11 protein-coding genes are annotated in these 16,514 nt (G+C 64.4%); 2 read left to right on the top strand and 9 right to left on the bottom strand.

What is annotated here, in order from left to right:
• Positions 1-45 precede the first annotated feature (45 nt).
• On the bottom strand, positions 46-846 hold the full coding sequence (locus tag CQ020_RS16395) for a purine-nucleoside phosphorylase (protein WP_181151914.1): 801 nt from the start codon (positions 844-846) through the stop codon (positions 46-48).
• Between the two features lie 121 nt (positions 847-967).
• On the opposite strand from CQ020_RS16395, the gene CQ020_RS16390 reads away from it, so the two are divergent.
• Entirely contained in the window at positions 968-2,377 is a 1,410-nt protein-coding gene (locus CQ020_RS16390; RefSeq protein ID WP_024820184.1) for an NAD(P)H-quinone dehydrogenase, read from the top strand.
• 122 nt (positions 2,378-2,499) lie between these two features.
• Here the strand turns inward: CQ020_RS16390 and CQ020_RS16385 are convergent, their stop codons facing one another.
• The 4 genes from CQ020_RS16385 to CQ020_RS16370 all read right to left on the bottom strand — a co-directional run bounded on the left by CQ020_RS16385 (position 2,500) and on the right by CQ020_RS16370 (position 8,598).
• Positions 2,500-3,279, bottom strand: a complete 780-nt coding sequence (locus CQ020_RS16385; RefSeq protein WP_105692819.1) for an MBL fold metallo-hydrolase — start codon at positions 3,277-3,279, stop codon at positions 2,500-2,502.
• 142 nt (positions 3,280-3,421) lie between these two features.
• On the bottom strand, positions 3,422-4,984 hold the full coding sequence (locus CQ020_RS16380; protein ID WP_105692818.1) for an FAD-dependent oxidoreductase: 1,563 nt from the start codon (positions 4,982-4,984) through the stop codon (positions 3,422-3,424).
• Positions 4,981-7,185: a molybdopterin oxidoreductase family protein gene (locus CQ020_RS16375; protein ID WP_105692817.1), complete on the bottom strand. Its 2,205-nt coding sequence runs from the start codon at positions 7,183-7,185 to the stop codon at positions 4,981-4,983. The genes CQ020_RS16380 and CQ020_RS16375 overlap by 4 nt, the downstream gene beginning before the upstream one ends.
• Positions 7,186-8,598, bottom strand: a complete 1,413-nt coding sequence (locus CQ020_RS16370) for an MFS transporter (protein ID WP_105692816.1) — start codon at positions 8,596-8,598, stop codon at positions 7,186-7,188. It lies immediately after the preceding gene.
• Positions 8,599-8,893: 295 nt separating this feature from the next.
• On the opposite strand from CQ020_RS16370, the gene CQ020_RS16365 reads away from it, so the two are divergent.
• Positions 8,894-10,303 carry an MFS transporter gene (locus CQ020_RS16365; RefSeq protein ID WP_105692815.1) on the top strand — a complete coding sequence of 470 codons (1,410 nt, stop codon included), beginning with the start codon at positions 8,894-8,896 and terminating at the stop codon, positions 10,301-10,303.
• 69 nt (positions 10,304-10,372) lie between these two features.
• Here the strand turns inward: CQ020_RS16365 and CQ020_RS16360 are convergent, their stop codons facing one another.
• The 4 genes from CQ020_RS16360 to CQ020_RS16345 all read right to left on the bottom strand — a co-directional run bounded on the left by CQ020_RS16360 (position 10,373) and on the right by CQ020_RS16345 (position 16,360).
• The gene (locus tag CQ020_RS16360) at positions 10,373-12,187 is read right to left on the bottom strand and encodes a biotin carboxylase N-terminal domain-containing protein (RefSeq protein ID WP_105692814.1); all 1,815 of its coding nucleotides are present in this window, start codon (positions 12,185-12,187) and stop codon (positions 10,373-10,375) included.
• Between the two features lie 118 nt (positions 12,188-12,305).
• Positions 12,306-12,989: a nucleoside triphosphate pyrophosphatase gene (locus CQ020_RS16355; RefSeq protein WP_105692813.1), complete on the bottom strand. Its 684-nt coding sequence runs from the start codon at positions 12,987-12,989 to the stop codon at positions 12,306-12,308.
• A 118-nt stretch (positions 12,990-13,107) separates the two neighbouring features.
• A complete protein-coding gene (locus CQ020_RS16350) occupies positions 13,108-15,633 on the bottom strand; it encodes an MMPL family transporter (RefSeq protein WP_105692812.1) in 2,526 nt (841 codons plus the stop codon).
• A gap of 1 nt (position 15,634) precedes the next feature.
• Positions 15,635-16,360, bottom strand: coding sequence for a TetR/AcrR family transcriptional regulator (locus CQ020_RS16345; RefSeq protein WP_105692811.1), 726 nt, complete (start codon positions 16,358-16,360; stop codon positions 15,635-15,637).
• Positions 16,361-16,514: the final 154 nt, after the last annotated feature.

The raw sequence follows: 16,514 nt of genomic DNA, 5'->3' as shown, positions 1-16,514 counted from the left end.
GCGCCCCGCAGTGCAGACGGGAACGAGCCCCGTTGGCTAAATCGACTAGAGCTTCGCGATGATCTCAGCCAGAAGCTTGGAGATGCGCTTGCCCGCTGCGTGTCCGGCTTCAAGGACTTCCGCGTGACTCAAGGGGACGGGGCTGATACCGGCAGCGAGGTTGGTGACCAGGGAGATGCCGAAAACTTCCATCCCTGCATGGCGGCCCGCGATTGCCTCCAGCGCCGTGGACATGCCCACCAGGTCGGCCCCGATCCGCTTGGCGTACTGAACCTCTGCCGGTGTCTCGTAGTGAGGGCCCGTGAACTGCGCGTACACGCCCTCTTGGAGGGAGGAATCAACTTCGCGGGCCAGGTCGCGGAGGCGGGAGGAGTAGAGGTCCGTGAGGTCGACGAACGTTGCTCCCTCAAGCGGTGAGGTGGCCGTGAGATTGATGTGGTCACTGATGAGTACCGGTGTTCCAGGGGTCCAGTCCTCGTTGAGTCCGCCACAACCGTTGGTGAGCACCAGCGTTTTGCAGCCGGCAGCTGCGGCGGTGCGAACGCCATGCACCACCGACCGAACGCCACGGCCCTCGTAATAGTGCGTCCGGGCACCGAGGACCAGGGCCCGCTTGCCCTCCTTGGTGAGGACGGAGCGGATGGTGCCAACATGGCCCACCACCGCTGGCTTATGGAAACCGGGAACCTCGGAGGCATTGAGGGTGGCGGTGGTTTCCCCGATCAGATCGGCGGCTTCCGCCCACCCGGATCCGAGTACCAGTGCTACGTCATGGGACTCGACGCCGGTCTCCGCGGCAATGAAGTCTGCGGCGGCCTTCGCGGCCTCGAAAGGGTCAGTGTTCATCAGCTCAGTGTTACTCACTGGTACAAGCTACCTTGCGGCTGCAGGACTTTGGTAGGGATGTGGCCTGAGTGAGGTTCGGCTGGGTGGCAACCAGCGTGGCAATGAGCGAGAATTGAGGATTGTGACCACCCAAGTTGACTTCAGTGCCCCCCGTATCGCGATCCTGGGAGGTGGTCCCGGCGGATATGAAGCTGCCATGGTGGCCGCCTCGCTCGGCGCGCACGTCACCATCATCGAGCGGGCAGGCCTCGGCGGCTCCGCGGTGTTGACCGACGTCGTGCCTTCCAAAACCCTTATTGCCACCGCCGACCTCATGACACGCGTCGGTGAGGCGGACGAGCTCGGCGTGAAGTTCGACGGCGACGGCACGGCTTCCAAGCCCCGCGCCGACCTCAAGCACATTAATGATCGCGTCCTGAACCTCGCCCACGGACAGTCCGAGGACATCCGGGCGGGCCTCGAGCGCCTGGGCGTCGAGATCGTCATCGGCTCCGGCAAGCTGCTGGACAACAACACCATCGAAGTCCTCACCATTGATGGCACCCGCACCATCGACGCCGACGCGATTCTTCTCGCTGTTGGTGCACACCCGCGCGAACTCCCCACGGCGAAGCCCGACGGCGAACGCATCCTGAACTGGGCCCAGATCTACAACCTCGACGAACTTCCCGAGGAACTGATTGTGGTGGGTTCGGGCGTCACCGGTGCCGAGTTCGCCTCCGCCTACAACGGTTTGGGCTCCAAGGTCACCCTGATCTCCAGCCGTGACCAGGTTCTTCCCGGCGAGGACACCGACGCCGCCAAGCTGCTTGAAGGCGTCTTCGAGCGCCGCGGAGTCAACGTTTTGTCCAAGTCCCGCGCCAACGCAGTAGAGCGAACGGACGACGGCGTAAAGGTCACCTTGGGTGACGGATCGATCGTGACAGGTTCGCACTGCCTGGTGTGCGTTGGCTCCATCCCCAACACTGCCGGCATCGGCCTTGAAGAAGCCGGCGTGACCCTCACGGAGTCCGGGCACATCAAGGTTGACGGCGTTTCCCGCACCACTGCCCCCAACATTTACGCTGCCGGCGACTGCACGGGAGTCTTCGCCCTCGCATCCGTTGCAGCCATGCAGGGCCGTATCGCGATCGCGCACTTCATGGGCGACGGTGTGAAGCCGCTGAAGCTCAACCAAGTGGCCTCCAACATTTTCACGTCCCCCGAGATCGCCTCCGTGGGTGTGTCCGAGGCAGACCTCGCGTCCGGCAAATATCAGGGTGACGTTGTGATGTTGTCCCTGCTCAGCAATGCCCGCGCCAAGATGCGCAACACCAAGGACGGCTTCGTCAAGATCATCGCCCGCAAGGGATCCGGAACCGTGATCGGTGGCGTGGTGGTGGGTCCGAACGCTTCCGAGCTCATCTTCCCGATCTCCGTGGCTGTGACCCAGAAGCTCCACGTGGACGATGTGGCCAGTGCTTTCACGGTGTACCCGTCGTTGACCGGATCCATCTCGGAGGCTGCACGGCGCTTGCACGTGCACATGTAGCTCAACCTTTAGCGAGTACTGACGCCCGATTCGGGGGTTCCCTGCTGATGATGCCGTGCGTACGGCACGTTCAGCAGGGAACCCCCGTATTGTGCTGCCTCGATGCGTCAGGCTGAGCAGGATTACAGCGCGGAGATGGCCTCGGCCAGCGACATGTGCAGGGCGGGGCCGTGCCCCGGGAGGATCACGTTGGCCTGGACAGCGCCGGGGGAGCGCTCAGTATTGGGGGAATGCGCGGCAGTTGGGGATTTTGCCAAAGCCAGGGATTGTGCCGAAACGAGGGCAGCGGCCGGGTCCGAGTGGTACATCTTGTGCAGCATCTGCGGGCCGGACCTGGTGCTGATCGGATGCCCGCTCACAAAGGTGTCACCCACGGCAATCGCCCCGGCAGTTGGCAGCAGCAGGACCACGTTCCCCGGGGTGTGTCCAGGTAACAGGATGGCTTCCGGCCGCCCCGGGAGGTCCTGAAGCTTCTCCGGTGTCCACGCTTCGGCGCAGGTGGCTGGTTCTGCTTGGAGGGCCTTGGCCTTGATGACGTGCACCATCCAGCGGAAAACACGGGGACGCCACGCCCGGAGCAGAACCTGCCAGATGGTCACCTGATGCTTCTCCTTGCCCTGAACATGGGCAAGTTCCTCGGGCGAGCACAGAATCGGCGTGCCGAACGTCCGTGAGAAGTAGGCGGCTGATCCAGTGTGGTCCACGTGCCCGTGCGTGATCAGCATGGCCTTGGCGTCCGCCGGGTCCAGCCCAAGCCCCCGGACGGATTCCAACACCAGGGCACGGTCCGCAGGGTAGCCGCCGTCGATCAGAAGGAATCCGGAGCGGTCACGGACAATGAGCCAGTTGGACGCTGGCCCCTTCACGAAAAAGACCCCAGGCGCCTGCTCGGATACGTTCACACGAGCAGTCTAGATCCCCGATTCGATGGTTCCCTGCCGATCGTGCCGGGCGCACGGCATCCCTGGCAGGGAACCCCCGCATCGGAGCAGCGAGCCGCCTGGAACCCCGGCATCGGAGCAGCGGGCCCCCACGAACCGCGGGTTACGCGGCGGCCGCCTGGAAGTGCTTCTCGATGATCCCCTTGATGTCCTCGTGGCATCCTCCGCAGCCTGTCCCGGCGCGGGTGGCCTTGGAGACCTCGCCCACTGTGCCGCAGCCCTCAACGACGGAGCCTTCAACACTGGCCGCACTCACGCCGGCACAACGGCACACAGTGCGTTGGGGATCGTTGCTGGTGGCCCCGGCGTCGAGTTGGTCCGGGCCATCCAGCCGCAGGAGCAGTGACCGGTCCGCGGGCAGCTCAGAGGAACGCTCAAAGAGGACCACCAGTTCAGCAGCAGTCCGTGGCATGCCCACAGCAACCAGGCCTTCCAGCACTCCGCCACGGGTGGTCATCTTCACGTAGCGTCCGTGTTCGGGGTCGGCCCACTGGGAGATCTGGCGGCGGGCACGCCCGGCCACGGCACCGGCCTCAAGCAACTCCTCATCCCAGGGATCGGCATGGTTATCGCCTGCCACAGCAAGGTTGATTCCCCGGGCTTTCAGGACAACCACGCCGGGCTTCTCTGTGGGAAGTGCTTCCAGAGCATCCGCGGCAGCCTGTCCATCCCGCGCCAGGATCACGAGGTACTCGGCCAGCCATTCGGCCTGCCGCCAGCCCGGACCGACGAGACCGGAAGGACCGGAGGCATTCCGGCAATCAACGCACGCGGCATCTGGGCAACGCACTTCAGCGCAGTCGCCGATCGCGAACATGTGGGGCTCGTGATAGGTACGGAGGTGGTGATCCACCAGAATGCCGGAAGCAACGGGAAGTCCACAGCCCTCCGCCAATTCGACGCGGGGGCGCACACCACAGGACAACACCAGCAGGTCGCCGTCAATCGCGGAGCCGTCATCCAGCAGCAAAGCGGAGAAGCTGCCGCCCGGTCCGGCGGTCTCCACGCCAGTGGAACGCGCGTTGCCCGCCATCCGGACCCCGCCTGCCCTCAGACTGTTGGTGAGAACGGATCCACTTCCACGGTCAATGCTGCGCCCGAGGGGGAACGGCCCGTTGTGGACCACTGTGGCCTGCGCGCCTTCTTCTGCAGCGGCGAGGGCCGTCTCCAAGCCCAGCACGCCGCCACCCAACACCACCACGCGCTTTCCCTCAGCAACGGCGGAACGGAGCAATGCGGCATCCTTCAGATCACGCAGAGCCGTGACGCCAGCAGGGAGGACAGGGCCGGAGGGGTCGGGGTTGAGGCCGGTCAGGTTGGGAATCACGGGACGGGACCCGGTGGCGAACACCAAGCGGTCATAGTGTTCGGTGGTGCCGTCGGACAACGCTACGTTCTGGCGGGCGCGGTCGATCCTCTTGACCTTGACGCCCAACCGCACCTGGACGCCGTCGGCTTCCAGTTCGGCGGCATCAGCCATGGCCAAAGCCTCGGCTGTGGTGCGCCCGACGCCAAACTCGGCAACCATCACACGGTTATACGCGGCTTCGGTTTCCTGGCCAACCACCAGTAGCTGCACCAGTCCGGTGCGGACAGCGGGCAGGAGTTCGTCCACCAGACGGGCAGCCACGGGGCCGAATCCAACAACAACAATGCGCTCGCTCATGATGCCTCCTTGACGTGCACTGGCAGCCCGGCCATGGCCGGAATACGTGAAGAAACCGAGGGAGCGTCCTGCGCAGTAACTTCCTTCCGGACCCATACCCGGCTGGTCTTGAACTCCGGCATGCCGGAAATGGGATCTGTGACCGCCTCCGTGAGGCGGTTGGCGTTTTCCTGGCCGGGGAAGTGGAACGGCAGGAAGACCGTGTCAGGGCGGACCGTGGTGCTGAGCTCAGCCCGGCACAGGACCTCGCCGCGCTCGTTGGTGACGGTGGCGTAATCGCCGTCGGCGATGCCCCGTGCGGCCGCCGTTCCCGGATGGATGAGGAGCCGGGCCTGTGGCTGCGATGCGAGGAGTTCGCTCACGCGTCGGGTCTGGGCGCCGGATTGGTAGTGCTCCAGAAGCCTGCCGGTGGCCAATGCCAACGAATCGTCCGCATAGGAACGCACAGCCCGTTTGGACGGCGTCACGGGAACCATGACGGCCCGGCCATCAGCATGGGCGAAGCCGTCGGCGAAGAGCCGCGGGGTGCCGGTGCTTCCCACCGGATAGGGCCAGTAGGCAGCCTCGCCGCGGTCCAGCATGGCGTAGTCAATGCCCGAGTAATCAGCCAAACCGCCGGCGGAGGCCACGCGCAGCTCTTCGAAAACCGTCTCGGGATCATCGCTGAACGTTGAGGGCGCTTCAAGGAGCTCAGCCAGCCTGGCCATGAGCCACAGCTCGCTGCGGACACCCGGGGGAGGAGTCAGCGCGCGGCGGCGCCGGATCACGCGGCCCTCCAGGTTGGTCAGCGTGCCCTCCTCCTCGGCCCATTGCGTCACCGGCAACACCAGGTCGGCCTCAGCCGCGGTCTCGGACATGAAGAAGTCGCAAACCACCAGGAAGTCCAGGCTGCGGAGTCCTTGGATCACTGCGTTGGTATCGGGCGCCGACACCACCACATTGGCGCCGTGGACGAAAAGGCAACGGACGCCGTCGGGCTGTCCGAGGGACTTGAGAAGTTCGACGGCGGGGAGGCCGGGTCCGGGGATCAGTGACTCATCGACTCCCCAGACGCGGGCGACGTAGGCACGGGCGGCGGGGTCCGTGATCTTGCGGTAGCCCGGGAGCTGATCGGCCTTTTGTCCGTGTTCACGGCCGCCCTGACCGTTGCCCTGTCCCGTAAGGGTGCCGTAGCCGCTGCGGGCGGAGCCGGGCAGGCCAAGGAGGAGGCTGAGGTTGATGGCCGCGGTGGCAGTGTCCGTGCCGTCAACGTGCTGCTCCACACCCCGGCCGCTGAGGATGTAGCTGCCGCCGTTCCGGGCACCTTGGGCCAAGCGGCGGGCGGTCTCCCGGATGAGGTTGGCCGGAACGCCCGTGATGGTCTGGACACGCTCGGGCCAGAACGACGACAGGCTGCGCACCACTGCGGCGTAACCGCTGGTGTTGGCTGCGATGAAGTCGGCGTCCGCCAGCCCTTCGTGCACCACCACATGGCTGATGCCCAAAAGGAGCGCCAAATCGGTGCCGGGCGTCGGCTGCAGGTGGAGGCCGCCGCCGTCGGACGTGAACGCAGCAGTAGCCGAGCGGCGCGGGTCCACCACAATCAGCCCACCGGCGTCCCGCGCGCCCTGCAGGTGCTGGACGAATGGTGGCATGGTCTCGGCAACGTTGGAGCCGAGCATGAGGATCACGGACGCGGTGTCAAGGTCCGTGACAGGGAAGGGGAGGCCCCTGTCGACGCCGAAAGCCCGGTTGCCGGCAGCTGCAGCGGACGACATGCAGAACCGGCCGTTGTAGTCGATCCGGGAGGTCCGCAGCGCCAACCGCGCGAACTTGCCCAGCAGGTAAGTCTTCTCATTGGTGAGGCCACCGCCGCCGAACACTCCCACGGCGTCGTTCCCGTACTGCTGCTGGGTGTCCTTCACCGCTGAGGTGATCAGCATGAGGGCCTGGTCCCAGGAGATCGGCTGGTGGACGCCGTCGGATCCTTTGAGCATCGGCTCGGTGACCCGGCCGCTGTGACGCAACAACGACGCCGATGTCCAGCCTTTGCGGCACAGCCCGCCCCGGTTGGTGGGGAAGTCGCGCCCGGAAACCTCCGGGGGCACGGTGGGGGCTGCGTCAGTGGCGGGCGCTGCCCCGGCGGCAGGTGCAGCCGGGGTCAGCGTCATGGCGCACTGTAGCGCGCAGTAGGGGCAGTGGGTATCGGCGCCGTTGGGCATCTAGATGTGTCCGATCGTGTTGCGCTTCTGTGCGGGGCGAATGTAGACCACCCAGCAGACGGCGAGCATGAGGACGTAGGCTCCAACGAATCCGTAGAACGCCGGGGTGTAGGAGCCGCTGGCCGTGTTGGAAGCGTTGAGGACCTGCGGGATGACGAAGCCGCCGTAGGCGCCGATCGCGGAGATCAGGCCCAGCGAGGAGGATGCGAGCCGTGCAGTGGTGGCGCTAGGGGCCCCCGTCCGGGCTGCCCGGCTGGAGGTGGCGAAGATGACCGGGATCATGCGGTAGGTTGCGCCGTTTCCGAAGCCGCTGGCCAGGAAGAGCAGCAGGAACAAGGTGAGGAAGAGCCAGAAGTTCTTCAGGGGCAGCGTCCAGATCATGGTCAGGGTGATGACGGCCATGGAGGCAAAGGAGGCGATGGTCATGCGGGCGCCACCCATGCGGTCAGCCATGCGTCCGCCGTAGGGGCGGGCCAGGGAACCGATCAGCGGGCCGAGGAAGGCCAGCGAGAGTGCCACAGCGCCGACGTGGATGGAGGAGAAGTCCGGGAAGTAGTCCTTGATCAGCTTGGGGAAGACGCCCGCGAAGCCGATGAAAGAACCGAACGTTCCAATGTAGAGGAACGCCATGATCCACAGGTGCGGTTCCTTCAGAGCGGCCAGGGAACCGGCCACATCACCCTTGGCGCTGGTGAGGTTGTTCATGTACTTGTAGGCGCCGAAAGCGGCGATGATGATCAGCGGGATCCAGATGATGCCTGCCATGGGCAAGTTGACGGTCCCGGCTGCCAGCAGCGTTATGGCGATGGGAACAACAAGCTGTGCGACGGCGGCACCGAGGTTTCCGCCGGCTGCGTTCAGGCCCAGCGCCCAACCCTTTTCGCGGGCGGGGTAGAAGAAGGTGATGTTGGCCATGGAGCTGGCGAAGTTGCCGCCACCGAAGCCGGCGAGTGCGGCCATGAGGAGCATGACGCCGAAAGGCGTCTCCGGGTTGGAGACACAAAGTGCCAGCCCGGTGGTGGGGATCAGCAGGAGCAGCGCGGAGACGATGGTCCAGTTCCGGCCACCGAACTTGGGAACCATGAACGTGTAGGGGATTCGGAGCGTGGCGCCTACGAGGCTGGGGATGGAGATGAGCCAGAAGATCTGGTTGGTGTCGAACTGGAAGCCGGCTGCGGGGAGCTGGACCACCACGATGGACCACAGCTGCCAGACGACGAAGCCGAGGAATTCAGCGAAGATGGACCAATTGAGATTGCGCTTGGCGATGGACCGGCCTTCGGACTCCCATTGGCCCTTGTCCTCGGCATCCCAGTTGGCGATCCAGCGGCCGGGGCGGTGTTCAAGGGCGGGGGCGGCGGTGGCAGCGGACTGGACAGGGGCCAGTTCATCTGCGGAGCGGTCAACAGTCACGGAAGTGCCTCCTTGGTGGGGGACGTTGTCCTTCCACGGTAGGTTTGGCGCATTTCGAGGACGGTCGCCGTTTGTAAACGCCCTGTGACATTTCCCTATCGGCGGGGTCACCGGCGCGTGAGGCCGTGGTGAGGTAATGTGGCGCGGACCACAAGGTGAGATTTTTCTGTGCGTCCACATGTTGGACTTAGTTGTCCAGTCAATGGACAGCGGGAACTATTATTGAACTCTCGAATAATCCTTCGCCGGGTAGGGTCTCGGGGCTTCGGCCGGCGTGAAAGAAAGCTGCAAACACATGTCTTCCACCGCACCATCCAAGGAAGGCGAGTCCACTAAGCCAGTGAACTCGCGGGGCAAGGTGATCTTCGCGAGCCTGATCGGCACGACGATCGAGTTCTACGACTTCTACGCCTATGCCACCGCGTCGGTACTCGTCTTCCCGAAGCTCTTCTTCCCGGACGCCACTGACATCAATGCGCTGCTCAGTGCGTTCGCCATCTTCGGTGTCGCCTTCTTCGCGCGGCCCATTGGCGCCGTGGTCTTCGGCCACTTTGGTGACAAGATCGGCCGTAAGGGCACCCTGGTGGCATCACTGCTGACCATGGGTATTGCAACCTTCCTTATCGGCCTCCTGCCCACGGCCTCCATGGCTGGGTGGGCCATCCTGGCCCCGATCATGCTGGTGGTCCTGCGCTTCTTCCAGGGCCTCGCCTTGGGTGGAGAATGGTCCGGCGCGGCTCTGTTGGCCACGGAGAACGCCCCCGAAGGCAAGCGCGCCATCTACGGAACCTTCCCGCAGCTGGGTGCTCCCATCGGCTTCATCATCGCCAACGTCATCTTCATCTGGATGAACGTATCCCTGAGCGCCGAAGAGTTCCTGGCCTGGGGCTGGCGTGTTCCGTTCATCCTCAGCGCCGTGCTGGTCATCGTGGGCCTGTACGTCCGCCTGAAGCTGGTGGAAAGCGCATCCTTCACCAAGGTGATCGAACAGGACAAGGTCCAGAAACTGCCCTTGGCCGCAACGCTCAAGAGCCACTGGCGCCCCGTGGTTGCGGGCACCTTCATCATGTTCGCCACGTACGTGCTCTTCTACATCATGACCACGTTCACCCTGTCCTACGGGACCAAGCCCACCCTGGCCGGCGCGCAGGCCGCCGCTGAGAAGGCCGGAAAGCCCATGACGGCGGACCAGGTCGCGGCGTTTGTCCCCGGTCTGGGCATCACGCGGTCCGATTTCCTCTGGATGCTGATCATCGGCGTCGTCTTCTTCGGTATCTTCACGGTGGTCTCCGGGCCTCTGGCTGAGAAGTGGGGCCGGCGAAAGTTCCTGCTGGGTGTCACTGCAGGGATCTTCGTGTTCGGCGCGCTGTGGTTCACCATGTTTGGTCCCGGACAGGCAGCAGCCATGGTTGGCCTCATTGTGGGCTTCACACTCATGGGCCTCACTTTCGGACCCATGGCGGCCATCCTTCCCGAGCTGTTCCCGGCCAACGTCCGTTACACCGGGTCAGCGGTTGCCTACAACCTGTCCTCGATGATCGGCGCAGCACCTGCATCGTTCGTGGCCATTGCGCTCTGGTCTGCAGCCAACGGCAGCACTTGGCTGGTGGGCGCCTACATGGCCGCCGCCGCTGTGGTGACGTTTATCGCCCTCTGGCTGACACGCGAAACCAAGGACATGGACTACGAGAACAACGTTGCCTAAGTAGCCCAATAACGACGTCGGCCCCGCACCAAACGGTGCGGGGCCGACGTCGTTAAGAGGTGCTTTGCGTTAGTCCTCGATGGTGGCGATGACCGCGCCGGCGGCAACGGTCTCACCGGCGGCAGCCGAGAGGCCGCGTACGGTACCGGCCTTGTGGGCTGTCAGCGGCTGCTCCATTTTCATGGCTTCCAGGACCACGATCAGATCGCCCTCTGCCACAACGTCACCTTCAGAAGCCGCCACCTTGACGATGGTGCCCTGCATGGGGGAGGTGAGTGCGTCGCCGCCGGCAGCTGCAGCCGTGGCGCTAGCCGAGCGGGAGCGCTTCTTGGACTTGCCGGACTTGGTGCCCGAACCGCTTGAAACCGCGGCGATGCTGCCACCCAGACCGGACGGCAGGACCACCTCAAGGCGCTTGCCACCAACCTCGACGACGACGCGCTGGCGCTCACCGGCGTCGGGCGTCTCTGTGCCTGCCACGTTGGCGGACCAGGCCGGGATGCTGTTGACGAACTCCGTCTCGATCCAACGGGTGTGGACTTTGAACGGGCCCTCCGCCGGGGCGAAAGCGGGATCGGTGACCACTGCGAGGTCGAAGGGGATGACGGTGGGGATGCCCTCGACCACCATCTCCTCCAACGCCCGGCGTGAACGCTGAAGCGCCTGCTCGCGGGTGGCTCCGGTGATGATCAGCTTGGAGAGCATGGAGTCGAAGTTGCCGCTGATGACGTCGCCCTGGTCCACGCCGGAGTCGATCCGGACGCCGGGTCCGGTCGGGTTCTTCAGCGTGGTGATGGTGCCGGGGGCGGGCATGAAGTTGCGGCCCGGGTCCTCGCCGGTGATGCGGAACTCGAAGGAGTGGCCGCGGACCTCGGGGTCGTCATAGCCGAGCGCTTCGCCGCGGGCAATGCGGAACTGCTCGCGTACAAGGTCGATGCCCGTGACTTCCTCGGACACGCAGTGCTCCACCTGGAGGCGGGTGTTGACCTCGAGGAAGGAAATGGTGCCGTCCTGGCCTACCAGGAACTCACAGGTGCCTGCGCCGAGGTAGTTGGCTTCCTTCAAGATGGCCTTGGAGGATTCGTAGAGACGCTTGTTCTGCTCTTCGCTGAGGTACGGAGCGGGGGCTTCTTCAACAAGCTTCTGGTTACGGCGCTGCAGTGAGCAATCGCGGGTGGAGACCACTACCACGTTGCCGAAAGCATCGGCCAGGCACTGTGTTTCCACGTGGCGAGGAGCATCAAGGAAGCGTTCGATGAAGCACTCGCCGCGGCCGAAAGCTGCGATGGCTTCGCGGACTGCGGACTCGTACAGCTCGGGGATTTCGTCCATGGTGCGGGCCACCTTGATACCGCGGCCACCGCCGCCGAAGGCAGCCTTGATGGCGACGGGCAGGCCGAATTCTTCGGCGAACTTCAGGATTTCGTCCGCGGATTCCACGGGGTCGGCCGTGCCGGGGACCAGGGGAGCGCCAACCTTTTCGGCAATGTGGCGGGCCTGCACCTTGTCACCCAAGGCTGAGATGGCGTCCGGTGAGGGGCCGATCCAGGTGATGCCGGCGTCGATGACCTTGGTGGCGAACTCGGCGTTCTCTGCAAGGAAGCCGTAACCCGGGTGGATGGCATCCGCGCCGGACTGCTTGGCGACGTCGATGATCTTGTCCATCACCAGGTACGACTCAGCAGCCGTGTTGCCACCCAGGGCGTAGGCTTCGTCGGCAAGGCGGACGTGGAGGGCTTCACGGTCAGGGTCGGCGTAAACGGCTACGGAGGCAATGCCTTCGTCCCGGGCGGCTCGGATGATGCGGACCGCGATTTCGCCGCGGTTGGCAATCAAGACCTTGGTAAGAGGGCTGGAAATGGGCTGCGCCGGGTTAGCTGACAAGTTGTTGACTCCTTCTGTCCTTCAGGGAGCCTAGCGCGATTGTGAGGGTTCCGCCCATATTGATGGGGGATTCCGTGTGTGAGGCGATGTTCCTTTGTAGGGTTGCTACAAATTGCTTTTACTGTGTGTTCGCGGTCCACAGCTCAGTGATGCCCACGTTTGCGTGGACCAGCAGGTCCCTGAGCGTGGAGATGGAAAGCCCGACGACGGCGTGCGGGTCGCCGTCCACCTTGCGGATGAAGGCCCCGCCCAGGCCGTCGATGGTGAAGGAGCCTGCACAGTGAAGGGGTTCTCCGGTGGCGATGTAGGCGTCGATGTCGTGGGGGCTCATCTGGGCGAAGTGGACCTCGGCACTGGATACCGCTCCCACGGTTGCGCCCGTGCCTTCGGGAGTCACGGCGTCTGAACCCTCTGTTGCATCGTCGTCGGCCGCGTCAGCGGCGGTGTCCCGGCAGTCAACCAACCAGTGGCCTGTGTGGAGCACACCCTGCGAGCCGCTCATCCGCAGCATCCGTTCACGCGCAACTTCAGGGGTATAGGGCTTGCCGTGGGACTCGCCGTCGAACTCGAAGACGGAGTCGCAACCGATGACCAGCGCGCCCTCAGCCTCGGGGAGCGAAGCCACGGCCTCTGCCTTGGCCCGGGCCAGGAGCAGTGCCGTGTCATGGGCATCGGTCACACCGTATTTGGCCTGAACCGCGTCCTCGTCCACATCCGAGACCAGGACGTCGTGCTGGATCCCTGCCTCGGTGAGCAGCTTGGTGCGGGCGGGGGACTGGGAGGCGAGAATCAATCGGGTCACGTGCCCAGCCTAATGCCAACCATCTCTCACTTTCCGCGTGCTTAAACCGAACGCTCGCTCACTTGCCTCAAGCAAGTGAGCGAGCGTTCGTGAATATCGGCTGTTAGGTGAGAGACGGTTAGTGGACCAGTTCCTCGGCGTCGGCCTTCCGGCGGTCGGTGCGCTCCAGCTTGGCGCCTTCAACGTCCACGTCCGGGAGGATGCGTTCCAGCCACTTGGGCAGCCACCACGCCTTCTCGCCCAAGAGGTACATGACCGCGGGAACAATGGTCATGCGCACTACGAATGCGTCAATCAGCACACCGAATGCCATGGCAAAGCCAAGCGGACGGACCATGGTGAGGTGGCTGAAGATGAAGCCGGAGAACACGCTCACCATGATGATCGCGGCGGCGGTGACCACGGCTGCGGCATGGCTGAACCCGGAGCGTACCGCGTGCTTGGCGGATTCGCCGTGCATGAACGATTCCCGCATGCCGGAGGTGATGAACACCTGGTAGTCCATGGCCAGACCGAACAGCACGCCGATCAGGATGATGGGCAGGAAGCTCAGGACGGCGCCGGGGTTGGCGACGTCGAAGATGCCTCCCAGCCAGCCCCACTGGTAGACGGCAACCACGGCACCAAAAGCAGCGGCAAGGGAGAGCAGGAATCCGCCGGTAGCCAGCAACGGCACCACGATGGAGCGGAAGACCAGCAGCAACAGCAGCAGGGAGAGTCCCACCACAATCGCCAAGTAGGGCGGCAACGCGGCGCCGAGCTTGTTGGACACATCAATGTTGCCTGCGGTTTGTCCGGTCAGGCCGATCTTCACGTCCAGGTCGTCCGCTATGGCTGTTCCCTTGGCGCGGAGATCGGATACTACCTGCACGGTGCCCGCACTGGCGGGGCCTTCCTTGGGAATGACCTGGAAGACGGTGGTGCGGCGGTCCTCACTCAGCGCCACCGGCACGGCTGCGACAACATTCTCAACGCTGCGAAGCTGGTCCGCTACGTCGAACTGCTTGGTCTTGGCATCGTTCTCGCTGAGGCCTTCCGGGAATTCGCCGACCACGATGATGGGTCCGGTCACCCCTTCACCGAAGCTGCTGCGCGTGAGGTCGTAGGCCTTGAAGGCTTGCGAATCCACCGGCTCGGAGCCGCCGTCGGGAAGTGCCAGCCGCAACTGCGAAGCAGGGAGAGCCAACGCACCCAACAGGGCGACGCTTGCCACCAAGGCAACCCACGGATGACGCGTGACCATGCCGCCCCAGCCGCCACTGCTGCGCTTCTCCTCGCGTTCGCGATCGGCAGCTTCGTGGCCCGGCTCGGCGTTGTGCTTGGCGGCCTTGGCCCAGGCGCGCTTGGAGATGAGCCTGCGGCCGATCAGCGCCAGGACGGCGGGCGTCAGGGTCAAGGCGACGACGACGGCCACACCGACTGTCGCTGCGGCGGCAACACCCATGACGGCCAGGAAGGGGAGTCCCGGAACCACCAGGGCCGCCAACGCGATGATGACCGTCAGGCCGGCGAAGAGCACGGCGTTGCCCGAGGTGCCGGTGGCCAGTGCTGCGGATTCTTCGGCGTCCATACCGGCGAGGAGTTGTGTCCGGTGCCGGTTGACGATGAAGAGCGAGTAATCGATGCCGACCGCGAGGCCGAGCATCAGGGCAAGCATGGGGGAAATGGAACTCATGTCGATCACGCTGGTGAGCGCGAACGTCCCGCCCACTCCCACGGCAACGCCGATCAGGGCCATCACCAGTGGCAGGCCGGCGGCGATCAACGTTCCGAGCATGAGAATCAGGACCAGGGCTGCAACAGCAACGCCCACAATCTCAGCGATGCCGAAGATCTCCGAGACGTCCTCGGTGATTTCCTTACTGGCGTAGGCGGTGACGCCGGCGGAGGAGACTCCGTGGACGATCTCCTGGACTTCCTCGCGGACAGCGGGGTCAACGGCGTTGATGGAGGTCTTGAACTGGACCTGCGCTACTGCGGCTTTATTGTCGCTGGAAACAAAACGGAGCCCTTGGGATGCTTCGAGCTGTCGCTTGCCAAGTGCCAGCGTGGCGGCGCCATCGGCGGCCTCCTTGGCTCCGGCGTCGAGCTTTTCCTTGTTGGCAGCAAATTCAGCGCGCTGCGGCGCCAGCTGGGCTTCAATCTGGGCGGGGGTGAGGCCTGAGGCAGCGAGCTGCTGTTCAACCCCGTTGAGTTGCGCCTCGCCCGCTTCCAGCTGCGCCCGGGAGGCGTCCAGCTGGGCCTTGCCTTCTGCCGCCTTCGCTTCGCCGGCGGCGATCTCGCCAGCGGACTTGTCCAGTTGCTCCTGCGTGGTGAACGGGTTGACCGTTCCCTGTACGTCAGGCATGGCTTCGAGCTTGGTGAGCGCAGCCGTAACCGCGTCCTTCTTGGCTTGATCGAAACCGGCATCTCCGGCGTCGAAGACCACGCTGGCCGAGCCGCCCGACGAATCAGGAAGGGCTTCCTTGAGCTTGTCCGCCATCTGCTGGGTTTCGGTGCCCGGGATGGTGAAGTTGTTGGACATGGTGCCGTGGAATGCTGCGGCCGAGCCGCCTACAGCCACCATGACGGCCAGCCATATGGAGATGACGAGCCAGCGGCGGCGATACGAAAACTTGCCGAGACGGTAGAGGAACGAGGCCATGTCAGAACCGATCTTTGGTGGTTGGAACGGAGGGGGAGGCTGATGCCGCTGTGGAGAAAGCGTTCGACGGCGGCGCGAAGCCACCACCGAGAAGACCCATCGCATCGATGAGGTGCTGGCGAAGGACTGCCAGGGATTCCTGTGAGAGATCGGGGCCGCGTTCAATGAACCAAACGGTCATTGCCGCTTTGCCGCAGGAGATCACGGATCCCGCCAGGGCGTGAAGATAGAGCTCACTGATCCCGGCGCCGAGCCTGCTGCGGGCGGCGTCAATAATCTGCGCTGTGCAGTGCTCCCAGGCTTCCAGCTCGGAGCGTGCAAGCTGCCTGTTGTCCTGGGTCAGGCTGAACAGTTCGGCCATGGGTGCCACGGACATCGGATCGGCCAGCGCCATGAGGGCCGCCTGGGCGGATTCGAGGATGGACTCCTCTGCGGGGCGCAGCCGGAACTGCTCCAACGCGTGGTCCATGAAGCCATCGGCTACGGAGGCCAGTGCTGCTTCGAGGCTGGGGAAGTAATTGAAGAAAGTCCGCCGTGAGACACCCGCACTGGCTGCGATGTCTTCCACGGTGAAGTTGCCGGGCCCGTTGCTGCGCAAGAGGTCCAGGGCTGCGGACGCAATGGAGCTGCGGGTGGCCGCCTTGTTGAGCTCGCGCCGTGATGGCGTTGATTGCTCAGCAGTGTTGGGCGACTCCGCAGTGGCTTCATGGCTACTGGTTTGGGTCACATACTTACACTAAGTGCAAGTTTGCACTCTGCGCAATTTGGCCTGGACGCGGGCAGAGAAAAGTCCCGCCCCCGTTCCTCACCCTCGCCTTTCTACAGCAGGGGTGAAGAACCAGAGCGGGACGTGGAATCTCGGCTTAGAACTGGTGGGGCTG

Source organism: Arthrobacter sp. MYb23 (genome assembly GCF_002979775.1).
GTDB lineage: Bacteria > Actinomycetota > Actinomycetes > Actinomycetales > Micrococcaceae > Arthrobacter.
This window is presented reverse-complemented; position numbering and strand designations above follow the sequence as displayed.

Coding starts and splice junctions, on each gene's coding strand:
- CQ020_RS16395 (WP_181151914.1), bottom strand. CDS start 846: ATGAACACTGACCCTTTCGAGGCCGCGAAGGCCGCCGCAGACTTCATT.
- CQ020_RS16380 (WP_105692818.1), bottom strand. CDS start 4,984: ATGAGCGAGCGCATTGTTGTTGTTGGATTCGGCCCCGTGGCTGCCCGT.
- CQ020_RS16375 (WP_105692817.1), bottom strand. CDS start 7,185: ATGCCCAACGGCGCCGATACCCACTGCCCCTACTGCGCGCTACAGTGC.
- CQ020_RS16365 (WP_105692815.1), top strand. CDS start 8,894: ATGTCTTCCACCGCACCATCCAAGGAAGGCGAGTCCACTAAGCCAGTG.
- CQ020_RS16350 (WP_105692812.1), bottom strand. CDS start 15,633: ATGGCCTCGTTCCTCTACCGTCTCGGCAAGTTTTCGTATCGCCGCCGC.